Origin of the sequence: Serratia sp. EWG9 (assembly GCF_019913725.1) — a bacterium.
GTDB classification, from domain to species: Bacteria; Pseudomonadota; Gammaproteobacteria; order Enterobacterales; family Enterobacteriaceae; genus Serratia; species Serratia ureilytica.
Genome location: NZ_JADNRO010000001.1, coordinates 341,803 through 365,793, shown reverse-complemented (window position 1 = coordinate 365,793; position 23,991 = coordinate 341,803). Strand labels below are relative to the sequence as shown.

Here is a 23,991-nt window from a genome sequence, read left to right as displayed (position 1 = left end):
AATCAATAAATTGATTTTCCTTGTTTTTTATTCGGTGCTCTCTGCCAACCCGGCAAGGGTATAAGGTTTGTCATCAATCTCACAGGCCGCCCGGCGGCCTGTTTTTTCCTCTTTGCAAAACCGTGTGCCGCCGGCGGCTTGAAGCGCGACACGCAGCGCTTTTGTTATCCGCAGCGCTGAGCGACACATTACTTTCATCATTCTCTGGCAGGCTACTGCCATTCCTTTTTTTCGTTATCAGGCACTCCATGACGTCACTCTCTCCACGGGACATCGAGGCGCGCTACCGCTTCGCGCGTGAGATCGCCCGCGCCGCCGCCGATCTCGCCTTCAGCTTTTACCAACGCCGGCAAAGCCTGGCCGTCGAGTTTAAACAGGGCCTGCAGGACGTGGTCAGCGAGGCCGACCGCCGCGTCGAGGCGCTGATCCGCCGCATGATTAACCGGCGCTTTCCCCTGGATGGGTTTCTCGGCGAAGAGAGCGGCAGCACCAACGATAGCGCGGCCTGCCTTTGGGTCGTCGATCCGATCGACGGCACCGCCTGCTTCCTGAACGGGCTGCATACCTGGTGTATCGCGATAAGCGTGGTGATCGACGGTGAGCCGACGATCGGCGTGGTTTACGATCCCAATCACCGCGAGATGTTCCGCGCCTGCCGCGGCCAAGGCGCTTTCCTCAACGGGGAACCGATCGGCGTGCATGCCGGGCACAGCGTCGCGGATGGCGTAATGGGCGTCGGGGTATCACCTCGCGCCTCGGCGGCGGAATTCAGCGGTTTTCTCTGTCGCCTGCTGCAGGCGGGCGGCATGTTTGTGCGCAGCGGCTCCGGCGCGTTGATGACCGCCCAGGTGGCCGCCGGTCGGCTGCTGGGCTATTACGAACCGCACATGAATGCCTGGGACAGCCTGCCTGGGCTGGTGCTGACGCGCGAAGCCGGCGGCGTGGCGAATGACTTTATGCATCACAACGGGCTGCGGCGCGGCAACCCGCTGCTGCTGGCCAACGCGGCGCTCTATCCGCAATTGGCCGAGCTGATTCAAACGCCGGGCTTGATCGGCTCGACGTGCCCTATCGCGCGTGAGATGGCCGGATAAAGCGCGCGCAGCCGCCGCTCGACCCGATCGACCGCATCGTGCGCCGCGGCGATGGTTACCGCCGGCGACACCCGGCAGTGGAAGTTGACGATGATGCCGCCGTCGGTTCTGCGCGCCCGGATGTTGTGCACGTCTTGCACCTTATCCCCCTGCTCCAGCGCCGACTGCAAAATCAGCCGGATATCGGCCAGCTCGGCGGCGGAAACATCCTCGCTGGCCAGCCAGTGCGGCGTCTGCGGCTCCAGATGTGTCTCTATCTCGGTGTCCTCGCCGATCGCCTGACGCAGGATCCCTTCTATCTCCGTGGCGATATCATGCGCCTGCGCCACGCTGGCGTTGGCCGGCACCGCCAGATCCATGCCGATCGCCATGTGCGTCGGCAACTGCTGCAAGGTGACGTTCTGCACCTGCGCGCCGTGATTGGCGGCGATCGCCCGAATGCGCGTCGCCATGTCTTCGTCGCTGCGGGTCTGCGGCACCGCGATGACGGTAAACTCCGCCTTGGCATACTGCTGCCGCAGCCGTTCGACGATTTCTCGCTTCAACGCATCGATGCGCTCCAGCGGCAAGGTGCGGCACACCGCCACCGTGATCTCGACAAACAGTACGGCGCCGGCGTTGCGAATACGCACGCTGTCGCAGGCCAGCACCGCCGGGAAGCTGTCCAGCGTGGCGCGAATCGCCTCGGTGGCCCCGGCGGGCGCAGCATCCATCAGCGAGTCGAAGGAACGTTTACCCAGTTTGATTGCCGCGACAAAGATAAAACCGGCGACGATCAGCGCGGCGATGGCGTCCGCACGGCCAAAGCCCAGCAGCACAAACACCATGCCCAGCAGCACCACGCCGGACGAAAGCATGTCGGAGAAGAAATGCAGCGCATCCGCCTCCAGCGCCGCGCTGTCGGTCGCCTTGGCGACGCGGTTGAGCGCCCGCACGCGGAAAAAATCGACGCAGATGGAAATCAGCAGCACCGCGATCACCGCCGGCGCCGCGACTATCTCATGCGGTTGCCCGAGCAGGCTGCCGCCCGCCTCGTAGACGATCCAACCGGCGGCGCCGAGCAACAGCAACACCTCGAACAGCGCCGCCAGGTTTTCCACCTTGCCGTGGCCGAAGTGGTGATCGTCATCGGCGGGTTTATCGCTGATGCGCACCGCCAGCCAGGTGATGCTGGTGGCGATAAAATCGGTGAAAGAGTGGATCCCTTCGGATATCAGGCCAATACTGCCGGTAAAAATGCCGGCGACGAATTTGCCCGTGGCCAGCAACCCGCTGGCGATCATCGAGTTTCTGGCCACGGCCTGTTTTTCATTTTGCATTATGCTGCTCACATTCGGACGGTGATTTATTTTTTTACTTTAGAGGATAATTGCCAGACAAAGGCGATCAGCAGCATACTGCCAGAGAAAGTCAGCATGAGGCTAGTAAGAAAATTGGATTTTCCGGTGGAATAAAAATAAATCTCATTCACCCCCACCGAAATCATTAAAATGGCGTAGAGCAATCCCAGAATAAGAATCGTCATTATTATCAACTCCCGTATCAGGCCGCGCGTTCAGCGCGCCGCTAAATCCTCCCCATAATAAATAGCGGTTACGGGGAGGATGCATCTAGGCGGATCTTTAGCGTTCATCAATCATCCCATTTGGTGCTCATATAGGCCGCCAACAGGCCCAGTGAGCTGATCATTGCCAGGAATCCCATAAAAATAGTCATGTTTCCCATTGTTTTGTCCTCAGGTTAAATGTTATCGATAAAATCCCCTTGCGTTAAATATCGGGGTTGGTCGGTGTCCATGGTTTTTTAACGTCCTCCTCTTTTTTTCAACATTCCCGCGCTTTCAAGCGCGGGACCCGTTTAAATTCCCAGGACGTGCTGGGCAATTTTGAAATAGATAATCAGGCCGGTGCCGTCGATAAAGGTGGCGATAAACGGCGCCGACACCACCGCCGGATCGATACCGAGCCGTTTCAGTAGCATCGGAATGATCGACGAAACAATGGCGCTCCATACGGTGATCGCCACCAGCGACAGGCTGACCACCAGCGTCACCTCCATGCCGACGCCCATGATCCAGGCGCGCACCCAGGCCGCCAGACCAATGGTGACGGCGATCAGCAGCGAGGTCGTGACCTCTTTGCGGATCACCGCGCCCAGATTGCGCAGGCTGACCTCGCCCAGCGCCATGGCGCGCACCAGCGTCGAGGTGATCTGGGTGCCGCTGTTGCCGCCGGTGCCGATCAGCAGCGGGATGAAGAACGCCAGCGCAATCGCCGCTTCGAGCTGATCTTCAAACGCTTTCAGCACGTTGCCGGTGTAAGCTTCGGCCACGAACAGCATCAGCAGCCACACCGAGCGTTTGCGCCACAGCGCCCACGGGCTGGTCTCCAGATAAGGCTTGTCCAGCGGCAGGCTCGCGCCCTGACGCTGCGCGTCTTCGGTGTTTTCATCTTCGACCAGCCGAGCGATCTCGCGCTCGCCCAGCACGCCGACCAGCGTGTTGTTCGCCACGACCGGCACCACGTCCAAACCGCCTTTGCCCAGCAGATGCGCCACGTCGTTGCGATCGTCGTCGGGTGAAACCTGGAAATAGCTGTAATCCATCATTACGCCGACCGCTTTATCCTGTTCTTCGCACTGCAGCAGTTTTTTCACCGACAGCGTGCCGCGCAAATGATAATCGTCTGCGGTAATAAAGACCCGGGTAGGAATTTCGTCCGTTTTTAGCTGTGAAAGTAAATATTCCCGGGCATGCGTGACCGTCATCGTCGCGGGAACGGTAATAAAATCGGCGTTCATATAACCGGCGACCGAAGTTTCATCGAGAGTTTCAGTCGCGCGCAGCGCCGGAGAAGAAGAGTATTGATGTGACTTGATCATTTTGTCAGTCCCTATTTCTGTTGTGAACTTCAACAGCGAATCGCATAGGGGCGTAACCACAGAGGGAGTGCAGACTGCCTATCTCCGCGTCCAGGTTTTAGCACTATACAACGTATCCGAATTGTTGCTCGGAAGTTACTTTGGGCTGAACCTTAATCCGATAAAGCCTGTCTTAACCTTGGGCATCTCTCGATGTCGTCAGATCAGTAACCTGTGTTTGTATAGGAGCCTCGCCAAACGAGATACTGCATATAAACTACCGGCGCAGTATAGGCGTTGTTTTATCCGGCGGGAAGAAAAGATTGCCCGTCGTTTATGGAGTATTTAGGATATTTTTATTAAACGCGAATCTATAAAAACGGCTGATATAAATCAGCCGTTTTTTATTTATCAGTGCGCGAGAATGTAGACGTTTTTATCGTATAGGGCGCCCTGCCGGGTGAAGTCGATCCCCTTGACGTAGGGTTTGATGAGCGTGGCGTTGGCTTCGTAGTACACCGGCGCGACCGGCGTATCGACGGCCAGCACCGCCTCGGCCTGCTGGAAATACTGCTGCACCTGCTGCGGTGTCGGCGCCGCCGTCGCCTGATGCAGAATGCGATCGTATTCCGGGTTGCGGTATTTGGGGCTGTTCTCACTGCTGTCGGCGCGGAACACATTCAGGAAGGTAGAAGGATCGTCGTAATCCGCCAGCCAGCGGGTAAAGGCTACGCTGTACTGGCCGCGGTTGATATTATCCAGCGTCACTTTGCGCTCCTGGCTTTGCAAGCCGGCCTCCACCCCGAGGTTCTTTTTCCACATGGCGGCGGCGGCGATGACGATCTTCTTGATGGTGGCGTCATTGCTGTACAACACGGTAAAGCGCAGCGGATGCTCGGCGTTGAAACCGGCCTCCGCCAACAACTTTTTCGCCTGGGCGTGGCGTTGTTCCGGCGTCAAACCGGCCGCGGCGCCGGCCTGCAGGCGATAGCCGCCCGCCCCCGTTGGGGTAAAGGTCCAGGCCGGCTGCTGGCCGTATCCCAGCACCTTGCCGGCGATAATCTCTTTGTCCAGCGCCAGGTTCAGCGCCTGGCGCACCCGCACATCGTTAAACGGCGTCTGGCGGTTGTTGAAGGCGAAATAGCTGGTGGAGAGCAGCGGATAGGTCACCAACTGTTGATCCCCGAGCGTTTTTTTCAGCTGCTGATACAGTTCCGGCGGCGTGGTATAGCCCAATTCCACCTCGCCGGCGCGGAAACGCGCCACCTCCGGGAACCCCTGAATCGGCAGGAAGGTCACCTTGTTGAGCACGGTGTTGGCGTTATCCCAATACTGCGGATTGCGTTCCACCACCACTTTTTCGTTCACCACCCACTCGCTGAGACGAAACGCGCCGTTGCCGACAAAATGCGCCGGTTGAGTCCAGTTTTTGCCGTATTGCTCAACCACCTTGCGGTTGACCGGCAGAACCGGAAAATGCACCAGTTGTTTGAGCAGGTAGGCGTTGGGCTCAGACAGCGTCACCTGCAAGGTGTGCGCGTCCAGCGCTTTAACGCCCAGCTCGCTCGGCGGTTTGCTGCCGGCGTTGATCGCCGCCGCATTCAGCACATAGGCCGAGGCCAGATAGCTGCCGTAAGGCGACGCGGTTTTCGGATCGGTGAGGCGCCGCCAGCTGTAAACGAAATCGTCGGCGGTCACCGGATCGCCGTTCGACCATTTGGCCTGCGGCCGCAGATGGAAAGTCCAGACGTTGCCCTGGTGCTCCCATTTCTGCGCCAGCGCCGGGATCACTTCGCCCTCTTTTCCGACGCGCAGCAAACCTTCGAACAAATCGTTGAAGATGTAGAACTCCACATTGCTCTCGGCCAGGTTCGGATCCAGCGTCGCCGGTTCATACCCGTTGGCGCGCACCAATTCCTGTACCGGCGCCAGTTTAGCGCCCGCCGGTACGTCGGCAGCCTGAGCTGCCGTCGCGTTTAAAGCCAGGAGGATTAAACCAGCCAGTTTCTTGCCATTGAATGAATATTTCACGTCGATATCCCTGATGAGTGTTTTATCGCGTTCAATATGCAATGTGGCAGTGGAATAAATTAAATCATTAATCGCTATGAGTCATAACCAAAAGCGGTGTTGAATTTCTTTCATTATCAAAGAAGTACTGGATAAAGGATGGCGATAAGCAACAGAGCGGGTGCAAGGGCCGGCATGGCCGAACCAACATCTTGAAAGCAGGGAGAGAAATAATGCGGGCAATCAGTACAGATTATTCCAGCCGAAGCTTAACGTATCCTTAGGGCAATTCATTTTGTGAGCGATCGTCAAAAATAATTTAATACGAATCGTTTTCACTATCATTATGGATGTTCTTGGCTAAAATCGGGCTGCTTGCGCTTGCCAGGCGATATTCGTTTTCCTCATTCGAACGCTAAAAAGGATAACTGCATGAAGCTGCGTATTTCATCCCTCGGCCCCGTGGCCCTGCTCGCCTCCTCGATGATGCTGGCCTTCGGCGCTCAGGCGGCCCCCGCCGACCAGGGCATCGTTATTTACAACGCCCAGCACGAAAATCTGGTGAAATCCTGGGTCGACGGTTTTACCAAAGACACCGGCATCAAAGTCACGCTGCGCAACGGCGGCGACAGCGAGCTGGGCAATCAGCTGGTGCAGGAAGGCAGCGCCTCGCCTGCCGACGTGTTCCTGACGGAAAACTCCCCAGCGATGGTGTTGGTGGATAACGCCAAGCTGTTCGCCCCGCTCGACGCCGCCACGCTGGCCCAGGTAGAGCCGCAATATCGCCCAAGCCACGGCCGCTGGATCGGCATCGCCGCCCGCTCTACCGTATTCGTCTATAACCCGGCCAAGCTGACCGACGCGCAGTTGCCGAAGTCGCTGCTGGATCTGGCCAAGCCGGAATGGAAAGGCCGCTGGGCCGCTTCGCCATCGGGCGCCGATTTCCAGGCGATCGTCAGCGCGCTGCTGGCGCTGAAAGGCGAGAAAGCAACGCTGGACTGGCTGAAAGCGATGAAAACCAACTTTACCGCCTATAAAGGCAACAGCACGGTGATGAAAGCGGTCAATGCCGGCCAGATCGACAGCGGCGTGATCTATCATTACTACCCGTTCGTCGACGGCGCTAAAACCGGCGAGAACAGCAAAAACATCAAGCTGTACTACTTCAAACATCAGGATCCGGGCGCATTCGTCAGCATCTCCGGCGGCGGCGTGCTGGCTTCCAGCAAGCATCAGCAGCAGGCGCAGGCGTTCATCAAGTGGATCACCGGCAAACAGGGCCAGGAGATCTTGCGCACCAATAATGCCTTCGAATACGCCGTCGGCGTCGGTGCGGCTTCCAACCCGAAACTGGTGCCGCTGAAAGATCTGGACGCGCCGAAGGTAGACGCCGCGCAGTTGAACAGTAAGAAAGTTGTCGAACTGATGACAGAGGCCGGCCTGCTGTAAGGCCCGCCGGCAAACCGAGAGTTTTTGATCGTTATGTCAAACCTGAGTACCCACGCCGCGCAGACCGCGCGGCGTTATTCCACTATCCCTCGTCACCCGCGGCCGGGGCCGATCGTGGTGGCCTGCGCCGTGTTGCTGTCGTTGCTGGCGCTGCTGCCGCTGGGATTCGTTATCGGCGTGGCGTTTGAAACCGGCTGGCAAACGGTCAAAGCTCTGGTTTTCCGCCCGCGCGTGGCGGAACTGCTGTTGAATACCCTGCTGTTGGTGGTGCTGACGCTGCCGATCTGCGCCGTGCTGGGGGTGGCCCTGGCCTGGTTGACCGAACGCACCACGCTGCCGGGCCGCCGTCTCTGGGCGGTATTGGCGACCGCGCCGCTGGCTGTGCCGGCCTTTGTGCAAAGCTATGCCTGGATCAGTCTGGTGCCGTCGATGCACGGCCTGGGCGCCGGCGTTTTCATCTCGGTGCTCGCCTATTTTCCGTTTATCTACCTGCCGGCCGCCGCGGTCTTGCGCCGTCTGGATCCCGGTATCGAAGACGTCGCCACCTCGCTCGGCTCCCGGCCGCCGGCGGTGTTTTTCCGCGTGGTGTTGCCGCAGCTGAAGCTGGCGGTCTGGGGCGGTTCGCTGCTGATCGCGCTGCACCTGCTGGCGGAGTACGGCCTGTACGCCATGATCCGTTTCGATACCTTCACCACCGCCATCTTCGATCAGTTCCAGTCGACCTTCAACGGCCCGGCGGCCAACATGCTGGCCGGCGTATTGGTGCTGTGCTGCCTGGGGCTGCTGTTGCTTGAGGCGATAAGCCGCGGCCGCGCGCGCTATGCCCGCGTCGGTTCCGGCAGCGCCCGCAGCCAAACGCCGCGTCGCCTGTCAGCGCCGCTCGCCGCGCTGGCGCTGCTGCTGCCGATCGCGCTGACCGCGCTGGCGCTGGGCGTGCCTTTCATCACCCTGGTCCGCTGGCTGTGGCTGGGCGGCCTCGACGTATGGCGCAACGCCGATCTGTGGCCCGCGCTGTGGCAAACGCTGTCGCTGTCCGCCTCTGGCGCGCTGCTGATTACGCTGTGCGCCATTCCGATGGCCTGGCTGTCGGTGCGCTATCCGGCCCGCCTGTACCGGGTGCTGGAAGGCTGCAACTACGTGACCAGTTCGCTGCCCGGCATCGTGGTGGCGCTGGCGCTGGTGACCATCACCATTCACAGCTTCCGGCCGATTTACCAAACCGAAATCACCCTGCTGCTGGCGTATCTGCTGATGTTTATGCCGCGAGCGTTGATCAACCTGCGCGCCGGCATCGCGCAGGCGCCGGTGGAATTGGAAAACGTGGCGCGCAGCCTGGGCAAGTCGCCGGCGCAGGCGCTGTGGAGCACCACGCTGCGGCTGGCGGCGCCGGGCGCCGCCGCAGGCGCCGCGCTGGTGTTCCTGGCGATCGCCAATGAATTGACCGCCACGCTGCTGCTGGCGCCGAACGGCACCCGCACGCTGGCCACCGGTTTCTGGGCGCTGACCAGCGAGATAGACTATGTCGCCGCCGCGCCTTATGCGCTGATTATGGTGGCGCTGTCGCTGCCGCTCACCTGGCTTCTTTACTCTCAATCTAAACGTACGGCGGGACTATGAGCACGCTCGAACTGCACGGTATCGGAAAATCTTACAATGCCATCAGGGTGCTGGAACACATCGACCTGCAGGTTGCCGCCGGCAGCCGCACGGCGATCGTCGGCCCTTCCGGCTCCGGCAAAACCACCCTGCTGCGCATCATCGCCGGTTTTGAAATCCCCGACGGCGGACAAATTCTGCTGCAGGGGCAAGCGATGGGCAACGGCGGCGGCTGGGTGCCGGCGCACCTGCGTGGCATCGGCTTCGTCCCGCAGGATGGCGCGCTGTTCCCGCACTTTACCGTCGCCGGCAACATCGGTTTTGGCCTCAAAGGCAGCAAGCGCGAGAAACAGCGTCGCATCGAGGCGCTGATGGAGATGGTGGCGCTGGATCGTCGCCTGGCCGCCCTGTGGCCGCACGAGCTGTCCGGCGGACAGCAACAGCGGGTCGCATTGGCGCGCGCCTTGTCGCAGCAACCGCGGCTGATGTTGCTGGATGAGCCGTTCTCGGCGCTGGATACCGGCCTGCGCGCCGCCACCCGCAAAGCGGTGGCCGAACTGCTGACGGAGGCCAAAGTCGCGTCGATCCTGGTCACCCACGATCAGAGCGAGGCGCTGTCGTTCGCCGATCAGGTGGCGGTCATGCGCAACGGTCGGCTGGCGCAGGTGGGCGCGCCGCAGGATCTTTATCTGCGCCCGGTCGACGAACCGACCGCCAGTTTCCTTGGCGAAACGCTGGTGCTGACCGCCGAGCTGGCGCACGGCTGGGCCGACTGCGCATTGGGGCGCATCGCCGTCGACGATCGCCAACGCAGCGGCTCGGCGCGCATCATGCTGCGTCCGGAGCAGATTCAAATCGGTTTGTCAGATCCGGCGCAGCGCGGCCAGGCGGTGATCACCGGCATCGATTTCGCCGGCTTCGTCTCCACCCTCAATCTGAAAATGGCCGCCGACGGCGCGCAGCTCGAGATCAAAACCGTCAGCCGCGAAGGCCTGCGGCCCGGGGCGCAGGTCAGTCTCAACGTGATGGGGCAAGCGCATATTTTCACCGGCTGAAAGTGTGGGGAGCGACCCTTGACGTTCCCCTCGCCACCGCGCATTATCAATGGCATGAATCGCATCGTGCACGCCCTCACCACCACCGCAACCGCCACGCAATGGCGGGCTGCACGGGTGCGCAACAGCTAACGACGTATCCCCAAGCCCCGCCAGCCATGGCCGGGGTTTTTTATTTCTCCGTGCCCGCCGGCAATTTCATTACGGAGAAGACCTATGCCAACTATCCCCGCACCGCGCAGCGCCCTGCTGGTTATCGACATGCAAGTCGGCCTGTTCGCCTCGCCGGACGATCCGCCGTTCGCCGCCGAAACCCTTCTGGCGAAGACCCATGCGTTGATACGCGCCGCACGCGTGGCGAATGCGCTCGTGGTGTTTATTCGCCACACCGGCCCGGCAGGTTCACCTATCGCCGTAAACAGTCCGCTGTGGCAAGTTCACCCCGATCTCGACACCGATGCGCAAGCCGACTGGTTCATCGATAAAACCCATCCCAGCTGTTTTTACCGGACTGGCCTGGCGGAGCGGCTTAAGCAAGCCGGCATCGGTCGGTTGGTGATTTCGGGAATGAAAACGCAATACTGCGTAGACACCGCGTGTCGGCGCGGCGCGGAGTTGGGATTTGACCTGGTGTTGGCCGCCGATGCCCATAGCTGTTCGGACACGGCGGCGCTCGGCGCCGACGCCATTATCCGTCACCATAACCAGACCCTGTCGGGGCCGTTCGTGACGCTGGCGCTGGCGGAAGAGGTGAAATTCTAAAACACGCGCGATTTGCCTGTCAGGCCGGGCCAACGCCCGGCCTCCTCAGCGGCAAACCTTGTCGCGGCGCGGCTTTTTCGGCGCCAGCAGATACTCCACCACGCTTTCGTCGACGCAGCTGTCGATGCCGTTCAGCGCCAACGTATGTCCGTCGCGTTCGCGGGTGATCAGCGGGCTTTTAAAGGCCGAGGCCATCACCTGGGCATTGCGGTACGGCGTGGTTGGATCGTAGCGCTGGGCGACGAACAGCAGCGGCGGCAGCGCGGCGGACGCCACCGGCATGTGCGGCCGATCTTTGCCGCGGTACGGCCACAGGTCGCACATTTCCAGCGGATACTCGTGCAGCGGCAGATAGTGGGCATATAAAGCGGCGGTATTGATCTCCTGCCGCTGCCTGCGCAACAGCTGCGGATCGGCCGTTGGGTTGGCGACGTCGGCGCAGGTGATGACGTTCAGGGCATCATCGGCATCCGGAGAATAGCTTTCGTCGATCAGATCGGAAACCTGTTGCCCGGCGATGCCGGCATCGAGCTGACGCAGTACGGTGGCCAGTTCATGCCAGCGCTCCGGCCACAACAGCAGCGAACGCGTCACCGTCAGCACATCGTCGGCGGAGATCTCATAGCCCGCCGCAGTGACGAACGGCTGCTCATGCAGCTTGCGCAGCAAAGCGTGATAACGCTGAAGCGCCTGATTGGCGCCGCCGCCAAGCTGGCAGCTGTCGGTTTTTCCGCAATAGGCGGCGAAACGCAGGAAACTTTGCTGGAAGCCTCGCTCCTGATTCATGCGCTGGGTGAAATCGTCCTCCGCCAGATCCACCACCCCGTCCAGCACCAGCGCGCGCGTTTTCTTCGGAAAACGTTCGGCATACAGCGCCGCCACCTTGGTGCCGTAAGAGTACGCCACCGCCGTCAGCCCCGGTTCGCCCAGCGCATGGCGGATCGCGTTCAGATCGTTGACCGCCTCGTCGGTGCCGATGTGTTGCAGCACGTCCGCGCCGGTCTGTTTGATGCAGGCGGCGATCAGGGTGCGCGTCTGGTTCTCCGCGCCGGCCACGTCGTTGTCGTCCGGTTCAGGGAGTTCGTCACCTTCGGCCACCTGGCAGGAAATTTTTGGCGTCGATTGACCGACGCGCGCGGATCGTAACCGATGATGTCGTAGGATTTACGCAGTTTGGCGACGTGGACGTCGTTGCCGAGATAAGGATTGATCCCCGGCAGGCCCGGCCCGCCGCTGATCACCACGACGCTGCCCTTTTTCGGCCCGGTGGCGGGCAGCAGGGTCAGCGCCAGACGCACGGTCGGTTCCCCCGCCTGCGCCGAATGGGCGGGAGGCGTAGCGTAAACCAACGGCACGTCGAGGTAGCCGCAGCGCAGCCCCGCCGGCGGCGCTTCATCGAACCAACGCTGAAAGCCGCTGTTGAGACAAGATTGCCAACGAACGCCGTTCTCGGGCGCCGCGCCGTGAGCCGCAGGTTTGGCCTGGGCGGGCAACGCGGCGGCGGTCGCGGCGAGCAGCGCCAGAATACGCAGTACTGACATGGGGAGTCCTTTCAACTCAACGAATCGGTCAAAGGGTAACGATACTCGGTTAAACCGCTAGCCAATAGAACATAAAAAAACGCGCGGGTGAAGCCGACGCCGTGCGTATGGAAAGACTTTTCTTTGCTCGGATTGATCTTATAACGCACAGAATGCTGCAAAAAACGCCGTTCACCTGCTAGGCTTAGAGTTCGTAAACCCACAAGGAACAGGAGAGCAGCATGTTTGGTAAAGCGGAAGACAAAGCCAATGAAGCCGCAGGCGCGGTAGAAGAAGCGTTCGGTAAAGCCGTCGATTCGCCGGAGCATCAGGTGCGCGGCGCGGCGCGCAAGTACGCCTCCCAGGCCAGCTATGCCGCCCGTGACGCAGCGGACAGCGTAAGAACGCAGGTGGAAGCCAACCCGCTGGCCGGCGTGGCCGTTGCGGCGGCAGTCGGCATCGTTTTCGGCTTCCTGCTGGGACGCAAATAAGCGGCGGATGCGCCGTTCGACAATAGGCCCGTTACGGGCCTTTTTTTTCGCCCTTTTCTGCGCCGGCGCCGTTGTGTGTGCAAACTTTCATCTATCACAACCATCGCTTAAAAAAACCAACGCCTTCAACTACGATTAGTTTGTGACCAGAGCAAGGCTCTGCGATCCGGCGGATAACCCTATGAGGATTATCATCATTATCCATGCTGTTTAAGCCGCTCTCCTTCACGCGGCTAAGAAAGGTTGATTATGGCTCGCACCACCCCTATCGAACGTTACCGCAATATCGGCATCTCCGCGCATATCGATGCCGGCAAGACCACCACCACCGAGCGGATTCTGTTTTACACCGGGGTCAGCCACAAGCTGGGCGAAGTGCATGACGGCGCGGCGACCATGGACTGGATGGCGCAGGAACAAGAGCGCGGCATCACCATCACCTCGGCGGCCACTACCTGCTTCTGGAACGGCATGCAGCATAATTATCCGCAGCACCGCATCAATATCATCGACACCCCCGGGCACGTCGATTTCACCATTGAAGTGGAGCGCTCGATGCGCGTGCTGGACGGCGCCGTCATGGTCTATGACTCGGTGGGCGGCGTCCAGCCGCAGTCGGAAACCGTCTGGCGCCAGGCCAACAAATACAAAGTGCCGCGGCTGGCGTTCGTCAACAAGATGGACCGCATCGGCGCGGACTTTTTCCGCGTGCGCAAAATGATGATCGAGCGCCTCAAAGCCAACCCGGTGCCGATCGTTATTCCTATCGGCGCCGAAGACCGCTTCAGCGGCGTGGTGGACCTGGTGCGGATGAAAGCCATTCTGTGGGACGAAGCCTCGCAGGGCATGAACTTCAGCTTCGAAGAGATCCCGGCCGACCTGCGCGAATCGGCGCAGGAGTGGCGTGAAAACATGATTGAAGCGGCCGCCGAAGCGTCGGAAGAACTGATGGAGAAATACCTCAATCAGGTGCCGCTGAGCGAAGAGGAGATCGTTCACGGGCTGCGGGTGCGCACCGTCGCCGGCGAAATCCAGCCGATGCTGTGCGGATCGGCGTTCCGCAACAAAGGCGTGCAGCGCATGCTGGACGCGGTGATCGAGCTGATGCCCTCGCCGCTCGACGTGCCGCCGATGGAGGGCCACGGCGAACACGATGAAATCATCACTCGCAAAGCCGACGACAACGAAAAATTCTCGGCGCTGGCGTTTAAGCTGATGACCGACCCGTTCGTCGGCCAACTCACCTTCGTGCGCGTCTATTCCGGGGTGCTGGCCAAAGGCAGCAGTGTTTATAACCCAATCAAGGGCAAAAAGGAGCGCATCGGCCGCATCGTGCAGATGCACGCCAACGATCGTAAGGACATCGACGAACTGCACGCCGGCGACATTGCCGCCTGCGTCGGCCTGAAGGACGTCACCACCGGCGATACGCTGTGCGATCCCGGCGCCATCATTACGCTGGAGCGCATGACCTTCCCCGAGCCGGTGATCGCCCAGGCGATCGAGCCGAAGACCAAGGGCGATCAGGAGAAAATGGGCATCGCGCTGCAGCGGCTCTCTTCGGAAGATCCGTCGTTCCGCGTGCGCACCGATGAAGAATCCGGCCAAACCATTATCTACGGCATGGGCGAGCTGCACCTGGAGATTATCGTCGATCGCATGCGCCGCGAGTTCGGGGTGGAGACCACCACCGGCAAACCGCAGGTGTCTTACCGCGAAACCATCCGCAAACGGGTGGCCGACGTGGAAGGCAAGTTCGTGCGCCAATCCGGCGGTAAAGGGCAATACGGCCACGTGGTGCTGACCGTCGAGCCGAACGAACCCGGCAAAGGCTTCGAGTTCTTCGATGAGATCAAGGGCGGCGTCATTCCCGGCGAGTTTATCCCGGCGGTGAAAAAAGGCGTGCTCGAGGCGCTGAATAACGGCGTGCTGGCCGGTTATCAGGTGGTGGACGTCAAGGTGCACCTGACCTTCGGTTCTTACCATGACGTCGACTCGTCGGAACAGGCGTTCCGCATGGCGGCGATCTTCGGCTTCAAGGACGCCTGCCGCCTGGCGGATCCGGTGATCCTCGAGCCGATCATGTCGGTGGAAGTGGAAACGCCGGAGGATTACGCCGGCAACGTGATGGGCGATCTCTCCTCACGCCGCGGTCTGGTGCAGGGCATGGAAGAGATCCCGGGCGGCGGCGGCAAGGAAATTCGCGCCAAGGTGCCGCTGTCCGAGATGTTCGGCTACTCGACCACCCTGCGTTCGATGTCGCAGGGCCGCGCCACCTACACCATGGAATTCAGCCACTACGCCGAAGCGCCGCGCAACGTGGCCGAAGAGATCATTCACCACAGCAAGCGTTAACCCTTACGCCCGCCGCCACGGCGGGCGTCACCTCGGCTTGTCCTCCAGCGCCACCACCACTGGCTGCGGTTTGATGCGCATGGCGTACACCACGCCGGCGATCAGACAGACGATGCCCGCCAGCGTCAGCAGCGGCGGCCAGGCCTGGCGCAACAGAAAGGTATACGCCAGCCCCGCCAGAATTTCGAACACGATGAGCGGCCCCACCAACACCGTCGGCAGCCGCTGGCTGGCTTCGTTCCAGCACAGCGCCCCCAGCCAGGAGCAGAACACGCCGATGATCAGCATCAGAGGGATAAACGCCTCAGGGCGCGGGCCGAACGGCAAGGCGAACGCCGGCTCGCTCAACGCCAACTGACCGCAGACCGCCAGATAGCCCAGCAGCGCCAGCGGCAGCGTCACCAGCCCTTGGGCCGTGGCCCAGGTGGCCGGACGCTGCGTCGGATTCTCCCGCAGCCAGCGTGAATTGCGCAGCGGGAACCAGGTCCAGCACGCCACCGCCAACACGGCCAGCCCAAGACCGCTGAGATAGCGCCAGCCGTCGATCGGCACCGCATTGCCGCGCAGCTCGGCGACGTTCACACACGCCAATCCACAGACGATCAACAGCAGTGCGGGCGCCAGTTTGCTCCAGGCCAGGCGCCCGTCGTGCCGGCCGTAAAACAGATTGGCGCAAATGGCGATCACGACCGGCAAGGTGCCGATGATCATGGTCGACACCGGCGCACCGGTGCGCTGAATGGCGCTGGCCAGGCACAGGTAGTACAGCAGATTGCCGATAGCCGTCAGCTTGAGCGCTTCCCACCAATCCTGGCGCCGCAGCTTATGCAGGCGGCGGCGATCGAACCACGCCAGCGGCAAGGCGATCAGCCCAAAGGCCAGATAGCGCCCGGTGGACTGCAGCGCGGCGGGATAGTCCGGCACCAGCAACGGACCGACGAAAATCAATCCCCACATCAGCCCGGCGGCCAGGGCAAACACAACGCCAATGAACATAACGACTCCGACAAACGGCCGGTGCGGCCAACCCGCCCGACAAGACAGCGGCAGAGTAACGAAAACGCGGGGAGGAATTATTGTAGCAGGTTGCTGTTTTAGCCCAATTTCACCTGTTTCTGGAAACGCACTGGCGTGACGCCGTAACGGTTGGCGAAGGCGCGCGTCAGGTGCGCCTGATCGGTCAGCCCCGCCGCCGCCGCCACCTGTGCGGCGGGCATGCCGCGCTCCAGCATGCGTTTGGCCTGCGACAGCCGGATCGCCATCAGCATCTGCTGCGGCGAGACGTGATATTCGGCCTTAAACTTGCGCAGGAAATGGTACGGGCTGAGCGACACCAGCTCGGCCAGTTGGTTGAGCGTTATGGCCTCGGCGAAGTTATCGTGCAGGTAGCTTTTCACCACCTCGAAACGGTGCGCCGCCTCGGCTTTCTCCCGGCGCCCTGTGCGGATGTGCGGTTGCAGCAACGCCACCGCTTCCAAAAGCAGGCCGTCGAGCGTAAGCGGATCGTCGGTTTGCCACAGCGCGGCGAGAATGGCGGACAGGCGCTGCGCCGCCCGCGGATCGTGGCGCACCGCATCAGTAAACCACTGGCTCCGATCGCCGGACAGCTGCTCCAGCGCCTCGGGCGCCAGATAGAGCATGCGGTAACACCAACCGCCCGGCGTTTCGGCTTCGCCGGTATGCAGCTCGTCAGGATTCATCAGCACCAGCGCGCCCGGCGCCGCCAGGTGCTGCGCCCCGCGATAGCGAAAACGCTCGGCCCCGGTGTCCACGGTGCCGATGGCGAAGGCGTCGTGGGTATGCGGCTCGAAGGCATAGCGTTCGATATGCGCCTGATAGAGTTCGACGCCGGGCAGATGCGACAAATGCCGGAACTGCGCGCAGTCCTTCTCGAACGGAAACTGTTGTGGAACCCCTTGCACCCGACCTCCTCATCCGTGCTGACAATCTGCTCAGCATAGCCAAAACATCGCCGGTTGAGTAGCCGCCCTGGTCCTTTCGTGCCCCTCGCCTGGACGATCGGCGCCATTCGGCGTAGGGTTAAGGTCCCTGTCCCTTTCAGACGGGCCGCATCGCGAAGCTCATCGGCCCCTGACACTCCGCAAACAAGAGGCAACAATGTATCCGGATACTCAACTGTATATCGATGGACAATGGCGCAGCGCGCTGGCCGGAAAAACCCTGCCGGTCTCCAACCCCGCTACCGACGAGATCATCGGTCAAGTGGCGCACGCCGCCGCAGAGGATCTCGATCTGGCGCTGGCCGCCACCGAACGCGGGTTTAACGTTTGGCGCAACACCGCCGCACACCAGCGCGCCAACCTGATGCGCAAAGCCGCTGCGCTGCTGCGCGAACGCGCCGACGCCATCGCCGCCATCATGACGCAGGAACAGGGTAAGCCGGTGGCGCAGGCCAAAATCGAAATTCTCAACGCCGCCGACGTGATCGAGTGGTTCGCCGGCGAAGCCACCCGCACCTACGGGCAGATTATTCCGTCCCGCGCTCGCGACGTGCAGCAGCAAACCCTGAAACTGCCGGTCGGCCCGGTGGCCGCCTTCACGCCGTGGAACTTCCCGATCAACCAGATCGTGCGCAAGCTGTCCGCCGCGCTGGCGGCGGGCTGTTCAATCATCGTCAAAGGCCCGGAAGAAACGCCGGCCTCACCGGCTGAGCTGATCAAAGCCTTCGCCGACGCCGGCATTCCGGCCGGGGTGATCGCGCTGGTGTACGGCACCCCGGCGGAAATCTCGGAATACCTGATCCCGCATCCGACCATTCGCAAGATCTCCTTCACCGGCTCCACCCGCGTGGGCAAACATCTGGCTGCGCTGGCCGGCCAGCATATGAAAAAGGCCACCATGGAGCTGGGCGGCCACGCGCCGGTGCTGATCTTCGACGACGCCGATCTCGACGCGGCGGCCAAAGAGCTGGCGCAATCCAAGTTCCGCAACGCCGGCCAGGTCTGTATCGCCCCGACCCGCTTCCTGATCCAGCAAGGCGTTTATGAGGCCTTCGTGGAGAAATTCACCGCCGCGGTGCGTGAACTCAAGCTCGGCAACGGGCTGGAAGACGGCGTGACGATGGGGCCGATGGTGCTGGGCCGCAGCGTCGACAATATCGAGGCGCTGGTGCAAGACGCTATCGCCCACGGGGCGAAGGCCAGCACCGGCGGCAAACGCGTGGCGGGCAAAGGCAACTTCTTCGAGCCGACGGTGCTGCGTGACGTGCCGCTGAGCGCGCGCGCCATGTCGGAAGAGCCGTTTGGCCCGGTCGCCCTGCTGCGCCCGTTCGCCACCTACGACGAGGCGATCGCCGAAGCCAATCGCCTGCCGTACGGGCTGGCCGCCTACGCTTACAGCCGCAACATCGCCACCGTCAATGCGCTGGGGCGCGACGTGGAGAGCGGCATGCTGAGCATCAACCACATCGGTTTCGGCCTGCCGGAAACGCCGTTTGGCGGCGTGAAGGACTCCGGCCACGGCACCGAAGGCGGCAGCGAAGCGATCGAATCCTATCTGGAAACGCGCTTTGTCACCGTCGCCGGCCGTTAATCGCACGTCGGATGAATAGCCAGAAGCCCCGCAATGCGGGTAATCCTGGTTAGTTAGCGTTTTTCTGAACGTATTTGTGCAGTTTTCGGTCGATAAAGGTGAGATGCGCCATGAAGCTCATACGCTTCGACCGAGCCAGGGGCCGAAGGCGCGGCCCCTGGCAACCCGCGCCTTTGCCCTATCAGACGGTTGGCTTTGCCAACTTCCCTCTCTCCGCCATACCGCATTGAGGCCGGTTGCGACAGGCGTCCCTGCCTGTCTCACCTGAAACCGCCGTCCATGGCGGTTTCTCCTAATGCGCTATGCCTGCGTTCGGCGTCTTCAAGGCGCCCAACACCCTGCTTATCTCACTATTTTCATTGCCTTTCATAACGCAACATCAAACGAATGGGATAAGAATGGTTCATCGCGTCTTAGCGTGAACTTTTTACTCGCGAGCCAGCTCGAACAGGCGCCGCGCCGCCGGGGTCAGCCCCAACATGTGAATGCAGGCATGCACCATGCCCGGCAACCGTTCACAGCGTACCGCCACACCCGCTTCACGCAGCCGCTGCGCATACAGTTCGGCCTCATCGCGCAGCGGATCATATTCGCAGCTCAGGATAGTGGCCGGCGGCAATCCGCGCAGCGTGGCGGCGTGCAGCGGCTCGGCGCTCGGATCGCGTCGCTGGGCCAGGTACTGCTGCCAACAAAACACCATCGTGTCGCGCGTCAAAAAATGCCCCTCGGCGAATTCGCGATGGCTCTTCGTCGCCATTTCGCGGCTGAGCGCCGGGTACAGCAGCAGTTGACGTTCAATGTGCGGGCCGCCGCGATCCCGCGCCAACAGCGCGACCGCCGCCGCCAGATTGCCCCCGGCGCTGTCGCCGCCCACCGCCAGACGGTCAGCGTCAATCCCTAACTGCGGCGCCTGTCGCGCCGCCCAACAGAGCGCCTGATAGACATCTTCCAGCGGCTGTGGAAAAGGAAACTCCGGCGCCAGTCGATAATCGACCGACAGGATCACCCGATCGGTGGCGTTAGCCAGCGCCTGACAGGGCTGGTCATACAGCGACAGCGAACCGAGGCACCAGCCGCCGCCGTGGGCGAACAGCATCGCCGGTTGTGCGTTTGCGCGGTTTTCCCCTGCCGGTAAATAAGTACGCAGCGCAATCCTGTGTCCATCGGCGGCGACCACCGTATAGTCCCTGACGCCGCCGCTCGGTTGCGGTGCGCCCTGCAGCAGACGCAAACCGCTTTCCGTGGCCGTGCGCATTTCCGCCAGCGACGCGGGGGGCGACGCATCGGCCGACGCCGTCAAAAAGGCGGCGATGTGTTCATCAAGCGACATGTTGCTCTCCTGCCAGGAACGGCGTAATCAGGGCAATAAATTCCTCATGACACTCCTCGGTAATGAAATGGCCGCAGCCGGCGACCGTTTCGCCCCGCAGATCGTGCGCATTGCCCCGCAGCGTCGTCAGCGGCGCGTCGCCGGTGGCGTGCTCCGCTCCCACCGTCAACACCGGCATCGTCAACGGCGTGGCGGCGCGCAGCCGGTTCTGCCGCACGGTCTCCGGGATCGCCCGGTAATAGTCGAATCCGGCGCGCAGGCCGCCCGGCGCCGAATAGGCGGCGATATAGACCTCAGCCGCCACCCGATCGCGCCGATAAGACCAGCGGTTGAAGATATAGCCAAGATACTCCCGCTCGCGCCCCTGGGTCAGGGTCTCCGGCAAATCCGCCAATTGGTTGAACATGAAATGCCACAGGAAGATATTCTCCTCCGGCGCGACGAAAATCGGCGGCGGCGGCGCCAGACCGGGGATCACCGCCTCCGTCAGCACCAGACGCTCCACCGCCTGCGGGAAATCGCTCGCCATGGCATAACCGATCCACATGCCGATGTCGTGACCGACCAGTTGGTAACGTTGATGGCCCAGCTGCGCCATCATCGCGTGCAACGCCGCACCGATGCTGCCGGTGTCGTAGCCGCCAGCGGGCTTGTCAGAGTCGCCGATGCCCGGCGGATCGACGGCGATCGCCTGAAAACCGGCCGCCGCCAAGGCGCGCATCACATAACGCCAGGTGTACCAGGTTTGCGGCCAGCCGGGGATCAGCAGCACCGGCCGCCCTTCGCCGGCCACCACGCAGTGAAGGCGCCGGCCGTTGACCTGGGTATAGACGTGTTCCGCCGCGAGATCCTGCAACAGGATCTCGTTTTGACTGTGTTTCATGGGGTTAACTCCCTGTGGGGTCAGGCTCAGCGAATGCCGAGCAATGCATTGATCTGCTGAGGATTGACCGGCGCACCGGCGAAGTCATCAAACACTTTGTCGGTGACACGGATAATGCGATCGCGAATGAAGGCCGCGCCTTCGCGAGCGCCGTCCTGTGGATTTTTCAGGCAGCACTCCCACTCCAGCGTCGCCCAGCCCGGATAGCCATACTGCGTCAAACGGGAGAAAATGCCGTTGAAATCGACCTGGCCGTCGCCCAGCGAGCGGAAACGGCCGGCGCGATCGATCCAGGACTGATAACCGCCGTATATGCCCTGACGACCGGTCGGATTGAACTCGGCGTCCTTAACGTGGAACATGCCGATAACGTCCTTATAGATATCGATAAACTCCAGATAATTAAGCTGCTGCAGCACCATGTGGCTCGGATCGAACAACACCCGGCAACGCGGATGGTTGCCAACGCGCTGCAGAAACATCTCAAACGTCACGCCGTCGTGCAGGTCCTCACTCGGGTGAATTTCATAACACAGATTGATGCCCTGCTCCTCGCAGGCGTCGAGCACCGGCAGCCAGCGTTTGGCGAGCTCGTTGAACGCGGTGTCGATCAATCCTTCAGGGCGCTGCGGGAACGGGAACAGATAGGGCCAGGCCAGCGAACCGGAAAAGGTGCCCAGTTCGCTGAGCCCCAGCCGCGCCGACGCCTTCACCGCCAACAGCATTTGCTGCCGCGCCCACTCGCCGCGGGCCTTGGGATCGCCCTGCAGCGCCAGCGGCGCAAAGCTGTCGCACAGCGCATCGTAAGCCGGGTGCACCGCCATCAGCTGGCCGAAGATATGGCTGGTCAGTTCGCTGACCACCAACCCCTGCTCCGCCAACATGCCGGTCAAATCGTCGCAGTAGGTTTGGCTTTCCGCAGCGGTGGCCACGTCGAATAAACGCCGATCCCAGGCCGGGATCTGCAAGGCGGTAAAACCAGTCCGCGCCGCCCACTCGGCAATGGCGGGCAAGCTGTTGAACGGCGCCGCGTCATCGCTGAATTGCGCGAGATGCAGGCTTGGACCTTTGAGGGTTTTCATCGTAAACTCCTATTTGTTGTCGATTGGCAAACAATAGGAGCAAAGCGCGGCGACCGCAAGCGAAATTTATAAAGGCATTGGTATTCCCGTCGATTTAAGCGATCCTATGTCGCTGAATGGCAGGTAAATTGGAGCAGCGAATGGCAGGCAGACCGCGCGAGTTCGATCGCGAACAGGCGCTATTGAAGGCGCGAAACTTATTCTGGCGGCAAGGTTACGAAGGCACTTCGATGTCGGATCTGGTGGCAGAGTTGGGCATCGCTTCCGCACGCATCTACAAAGCGTTCGGCTCCAAAGAGCAGCTGTTCCGCGAGGCGATTGCCTGTTATGAAACCGCCGAAGGGGGCTTCGCCGATCGCGCCTTCGCGACGGAAAGCGGCATTCGCCCGGCGCTCAAACGCCTGCTGGAAGACGCCGTGCGGCTCTATAGCCGGCCCGATCTGCCGCAAGGCTGCATGGTGGTCTCCGCCGCCGCCAGCGTCAGCGCGGAAAACGACGGGCTCAAAGCCTGGCTGGCAGAGCATCGGCTGCAGCGCACGCAGCAGATCGTCGAACGACTGCGGCAGGCGGTGCAAACCGGCGAATTGCCGGCCGACACCGACGCCGACAGCCTGGGTGACTATTTCGCCGTCTTCCTGCACGGCCTGTCGATTCAGGCGCGTGACGGCGTCACCGAGGCGCGGTTATTGGCGGCGGTAAACGTGGCGCTGACGGCCTTGGGCGACGCTTAATCCTCCGGCAAATCGACAATCATCAGCGTGCCTTCGCTGCCCGGCAACACGCGGTGCGGCACGCCGGCCGCGGCCTGATACAGCTGACCGGCCCGCACCACCACTTCTTCCCCCGCCACCTGCAGCCGCAGGTGGCCGCTGATCACCAGCAACCCTTCGCTGTAATCATGCACTTCATCCGCAATGCTGCGCGCATCCATGCGCAGCACTTTGATATTGGCCGCACCGACGCGGCCCAGCACGGCAGAGCGCCAGGCCTCAGGCAGTTCGGCCGCCTGCTGGTTTAAATCGAACAGCATCGGAATCCCCCAGGTGCATGAAAAAACGCACTCTAGCCTGATTCTGCGCCGCAGGGAAAGACGCTTTGGTTGCAGGTTATGACCGTTGGTTCTGAGGCGAGACGCGCCGGGTGAACGCTTAAGGCAGCAGCGCCGCGGCCTCCCGATCGGCGATAATCAACAGGTCCGGATGCAGCATCAAAATGCTGGCGGGCACCCCGCTCTCCACCGGCCCGCTGACAATGCGCCGCAAAATGTCCGCTTTGTGCGAACCGTTGACGAGCAGCACCAGCTTTTTGGCGGCCATCACGCTTGCAGGCCCCAGGGTGACGTAATGATCGGGCAACCATTCAGTGCGGCCACCCACCTCTTTGAGCAAAATGTCCGCCATATCCGGCCTGGCGGAAACCGGCACCCGACAGGTGCGGTCTTCGAAGGCGGTGGTGCCCGGCAGATTGCCGCAGAAATGCCCGTCCGCTCCGACGCCCATCACGATTGCATCCAGCCCGCCATCTTCGGCGATACGCCGATCGTGCTGCAGGTAGTTGTCCGAATTCAAGACGTGCAGTTGCCGCTCGGGGATCGCCGCCGGGCCAAAGAACATACGGTGCAGATTCTCCATGGTGACGCCATAGCCCGATCGGCCAGCGTAAGGAATTTCATCGAAATTATAGTAATGCGCGTTGGCGAATTCCGCGTGGCCCTTGACGCGCGGAGCCAACAACTCATACATCCGTTTAGGCGTCGAGCCGGCGGTGATAGCCAGATTGACGCGCTGCGGGCGCAGCATGTAACTCAACAACAGGCTGGCGGCCAGCTCACTCATTTCCTGGTAATCATTAGCGACGACAAGTTTCATTCCCTTCTCCTTTTTGCAAAAAAACCTAACCGCCCATCCGGCCATGTTCGATGCCGGAAGAGAAGTTAGGTTTTGCCTGATCGCG

Annotated in this window: 23 protein-coding genes and 1 riboswitch; of the genes, 9 read left to right on the top strand and 14 right to left on the bottom strand. The window is 61.5% G+C overall.

The window, feature by feature from the left end:
• The first annotated feature begins 248 nt into the window (after positions 1–248).
• Positions 249–1,094, top strand: coding sequence for an inositol monophosphatase (locus ITX55_RS01775; protein ID WP_108680789.1), 846 nt, complete (start codon positions 249–251; stop codon positions 1,092–1,094).
• Here the strand turns inward: ITX55_RS01775 and ITX55_RS01770 are convergent.
• The 5 genes from ITX55_RS01770 to ITX55_RS01750 form a co-directional block, all read right to left on the bottom strand.
• Positions 1,037–2,413, bottom strand: coding sequence for a cation diffusion facilitator family transporter (locus ITX55_RS01770; RefSeq protein WP_089191798.1), 1,377 nt, complete (start codon positions 2,411–2,413; stop codon positions 1,037–1,039). The two genes, ITX55_RS01775 and ITX55_RS01770, sit on opposite strands and share 58 nt — an antisense overlap.
• 26 nt (positions 2,414–2,439) lie before the next feature.
• Positions 2,440–2,619 (bottom strand): hypothetical protein, encoded by a 180-nt coding sequence (locus ITX55_RS01765; protein WP_004938106.1) that lies wholly within the window; start codon positions 2,617–2,619, stop codon positions 2,440–2,442.
• A 107-nt stretch (positions 2,620–2,726) separates the two neighbouring features.
• On the bottom strand, positions 2,727–2,810 hold the full coding sequence (mgtS, locus tag ITX55_RS01760; RefSeq protein WP_369803928.1) for a protein MgtS: 84 nt from the start codon (positions 2,808–2,810) through the stop codon (positions 2,727–2,729).
• Between the two features lie 141 nt (positions 2,811–2,951).
• A complete protein-coding gene (locus tag ITX55_RS01755; protein ID WP_033643160.1) occupies positions 2,952–3,974 on the bottom strand; it encodes a magnesium transporter in 1,023 nt (340 codons plus the stop codon).
• A gap of 75 nt (positions 3,975–4,049) precedes the next feature.
• Positions 4,050–4,223, bottom strand: a riboswitch (M-box (ykoK) riboswitch).
• 141 nt (positions 4,224–4,364) lie between these two features.
• Positions 4,365–5,984, bottom strand: a complete 1,620-nt coding sequence (locus ITX55_RS01750) for an ABC transporter substrate-binding protein (RefSeq protein ID WP_108682311.1) — start codon at positions 5,982–5,984, stop codon at positions 4,365–4,367.
• Between the two features lie 411 nt (positions 5,985–6,395).
• Between ITX55_RS01750 and ITX55_RS01745 the strand changes: the two genes are divergently transcribed.
• The 4 genes from ITX55_RS01745 (at position 6,396) to ITX55_RS01730 (ending at position 10,825) form a co-directional block, all read left to right on the top strand.
• Complete coding sequence (locus tag ITX55_RS01745) at positions 6,396–7,412, top strand: iron ABC transporter substrate-binding protein (protein WP_033650336.1); 1,017 nt, start codon at positions 6,396–6,398, stop codon at positions 7,410–7,412.
• Between the two features lie 33 nt (positions 7,413–7,445).
• A complete protein-coding gene (locus ITX55_RS01740; RefSeq protein WP_033643166.1) occupies positions 7,446–9,029 on the top strand; it encodes an iron ABC transporter permease in 1,584 nt (527 codons plus the stop codon).
• Positions 9,026–10,063, top strand: a complete 1,038-nt coding sequence (locus tag ITX55_RS01735; RefSeq protein ID WP_089191799.1) for an ABC transporter ATP-binding protein — start codon at positions 9,026–9,028, stop codon at positions 10,061–10,063. The genes ITX55_RS01740 and ITX55_RS01735 overlap by 4 nt, the downstream gene beginning before the upstream one ends.
• Before the next feature lie 216 nt (positions 10,064–10,279).
• Positions 10,280–10,825 carry a cysteine hydrolase family protein gene (locus ITX55_RS01730; RefSeq protein WP_033650334.1) on the top strand — a complete coding sequence of 182 codons (546 nt, stop codon included), beginning with the start codon at positions 10,280–10,282 and terminating at the stop codon, positions 10,823–10,825.
• A 45-nt stretch (positions 10,826–10,870) separates the two neighbouring features.
• On the opposite strand, the gene ITX55_RS01725 is transcribed toward ITX55_RS01730, so the two are convergent.
• Positions 10,871–11,923, bottom strand: a complete 1,053-nt coding sequence (locus ITX55_RS01725) for an alpha/beta hydrolase (protein ID WP_370632579.1) — start codon at positions 11,921–11,923, stop codon at positions 10,871–10,873.
• Complete coding sequence (locus ITX55_RS23960) at positions 11,848–12,366, bottom strand: hypothetical protein (RefSeq protein ID WP_255612145.1); 519 nt, start codon at positions 12,364–12,366, stop codon at positions 11,848–11,850. The genes ITX55_RS01725 and ITX55_RS23960 overlap by 76 nt, the downstream gene beginning before the upstream one ends.
• Positions 12,367–12,587: 221 nt before the next feature.
• On the opposite strand from ITX55_RS23960, the gene ITX55_RS01720 reads away from it, so the two are divergent.
• Together ITX55_RS01720 and fusA are read left to right on the top strand one after the other, a co-directional pair.
• On the top strand, positions 12,588–12,836 hold the full coding sequence (locus tag ITX55_RS01720; RefSeq protein ID WP_004938127.1) for a DUF883 family protein: 249 nt from the start codon (positions 12,588–12,590) through the stop codon (positions 12,834–12,836).
• Between the two features lie 249 nt (positions 12,837–13,085).
• Positions 13,086–15,191 (top strand): elongation factor G, encoded by a 2,106-nt coding sequence (gene fusA / locus ITX55_RS01715; RefSeq protein ID WP_033650331.1) that lies wholly within the window; start codon positions 13,086–13,088, stop codon positions 15,189–15,191.
• A 27-nt stretch (positions 15,192–15,218) separates the two neighbouring features.
• Here fusA and ITX55_RS01710 read toward each other — a convergent pair whose 3' ends face one another.
• Together ITX55_RS01710 and ITX55_RS01705 are read right to left on the bottom strand one after the other, a co-directional pair.
• Positions 15,219–16,187 (bottom strand): DMT family transporter, encoded by a 969-nt coding sequence (locus ITX55_RS01710; protein ID WP_108680791.1) that lies wholly within the window; start codon positions 16,185–16,187, stop codon positions 15,219–15,221.
• Between the two features lie 98 nt (positions 16,188–16,285).
• Positions 16,286–17,113 (bottom strand): AraC family transcriptional regulator, encoded by an 828-nt coding sequence (locus tag ITX55_RS01705; protein WP_046898287.1) that lies wholly within the window; start codon positions 17,111–17,113, stop codon positions 16,286–16,288.
• A 196-nt stretch (positions 17,114–17,309) separates the two neighbouring features.
• Between ITX55_RS01705 and ITX55_RS01700 the strand changes: the two genes are divergently transcribed.
• Positions 17,310–18,743 carry an NAD-dependent succinate-semialdehyde dehydrogenase gene (locus ITX55_RS01700; protein WP_089197092.1) on the top strand — a complete coding sequence of 478 codons (1,434 nt, stop codon included), beginning with the start codon at positions 17,310–17,312 and terminating at the stop codon, positions 18,741–18,743.
• 427 nt (positions 18,744–19,170) lie between these two features.
• Here the strand turns inward: ITX55_RS01700 and ITX55_RS01695 are convergent, their stop codons facing one another.
• The 3 genes from ITX55_RS01695 to ITX55_RS01685 are packed head-to-tail and all read right to left on the bottom strand — an operon-like array spanning position 19,171 to position 22,038.
• Positions 19,171–20,073 (bottom strand): alpha/beta hydrolase, encoded by a 903-nt coding sequence (locus ITX55_RS01695; RefSeq protein WP_108680793.1) that lies wholly within the window; start codon positions 20,071–20,073, stop codon positions 19,171–19,173.
• Complete coding sequence (locus tag ITX55_RS01690) at positions 20,063–20,956, bottom strand: alpha/beta fold hydrolase (RefSeq protein WP_108680795.1); 894 nt, start codon at positions 20,954–20,956, stop codon at positions 20,063–20,065. The genes ITX55_RS01695 and ITX55_RS01690 overlap by 11 nt, the downstream gene beginning before the upstream one ends.
• A gap of 26 nt (positions 20,957–20,982) precedes the next feature.
• Positions 20,983–22,038 carry a sugar phosphate isomerase/epimerase gene (locus ITX55_RS01685; protein WP_197755932.1) on the bottom strand — a complete coding sequence of 352 codons (1,056 nt, stop codon included), beginning with the start codon at positions 22,036–22,038 and terminating at the stop codon, positions 20,983–20,985.
• A gap of 140 nt (positions 22,039–22,178) precedes the next feature.
• Here ITX55_RS01685 and ITX55_RS01680 point away from each other — a divergent pair, with 140 nt between their 5' ends.
• On the top strand, positions 22,179–22,769 hold the full coding sequence (locus ITX55_RS01680; RefSeq protein ID WP_033650324.1) for a TetR/AcrR family transcriptional regulator: 591 nt from the start codon (positions 22,179–22,181) through the stop codon (positions 22,767–22,769).
• Here ITX55_RS01680 and ITX55_RS01675 read toward each other — a convergent pair.
• Complete coding sequence (locus ITX55_RS01675) at positions 22,766–23,068, bottom strand: cupin domain-containing protein (protein WP_172756102.1); 303 nt, start codon at positions 23,066–23,068, stop codon at positions 22,766–22,768. The two genes, ITX55_RS01680 and ITX55_RS01675, sit on opposite strands and share 4 nt — an antisense overlap.
• Positions 23,069–23,186: 118 nt before the next feature.
• On the bottom strand, positions 23,187–23,906 hold the full coding sequence (locus tag ITX55_RS01670) for a glucosamine-6-phosphate deaminase (protein WP_021503752.1): 720 nt from the start codon (positions 23,904–23,906) through the stop codon (positions 23,187–23,189).
• Positions 23,907–23,991: the final 85 nt, after the last annotated feature.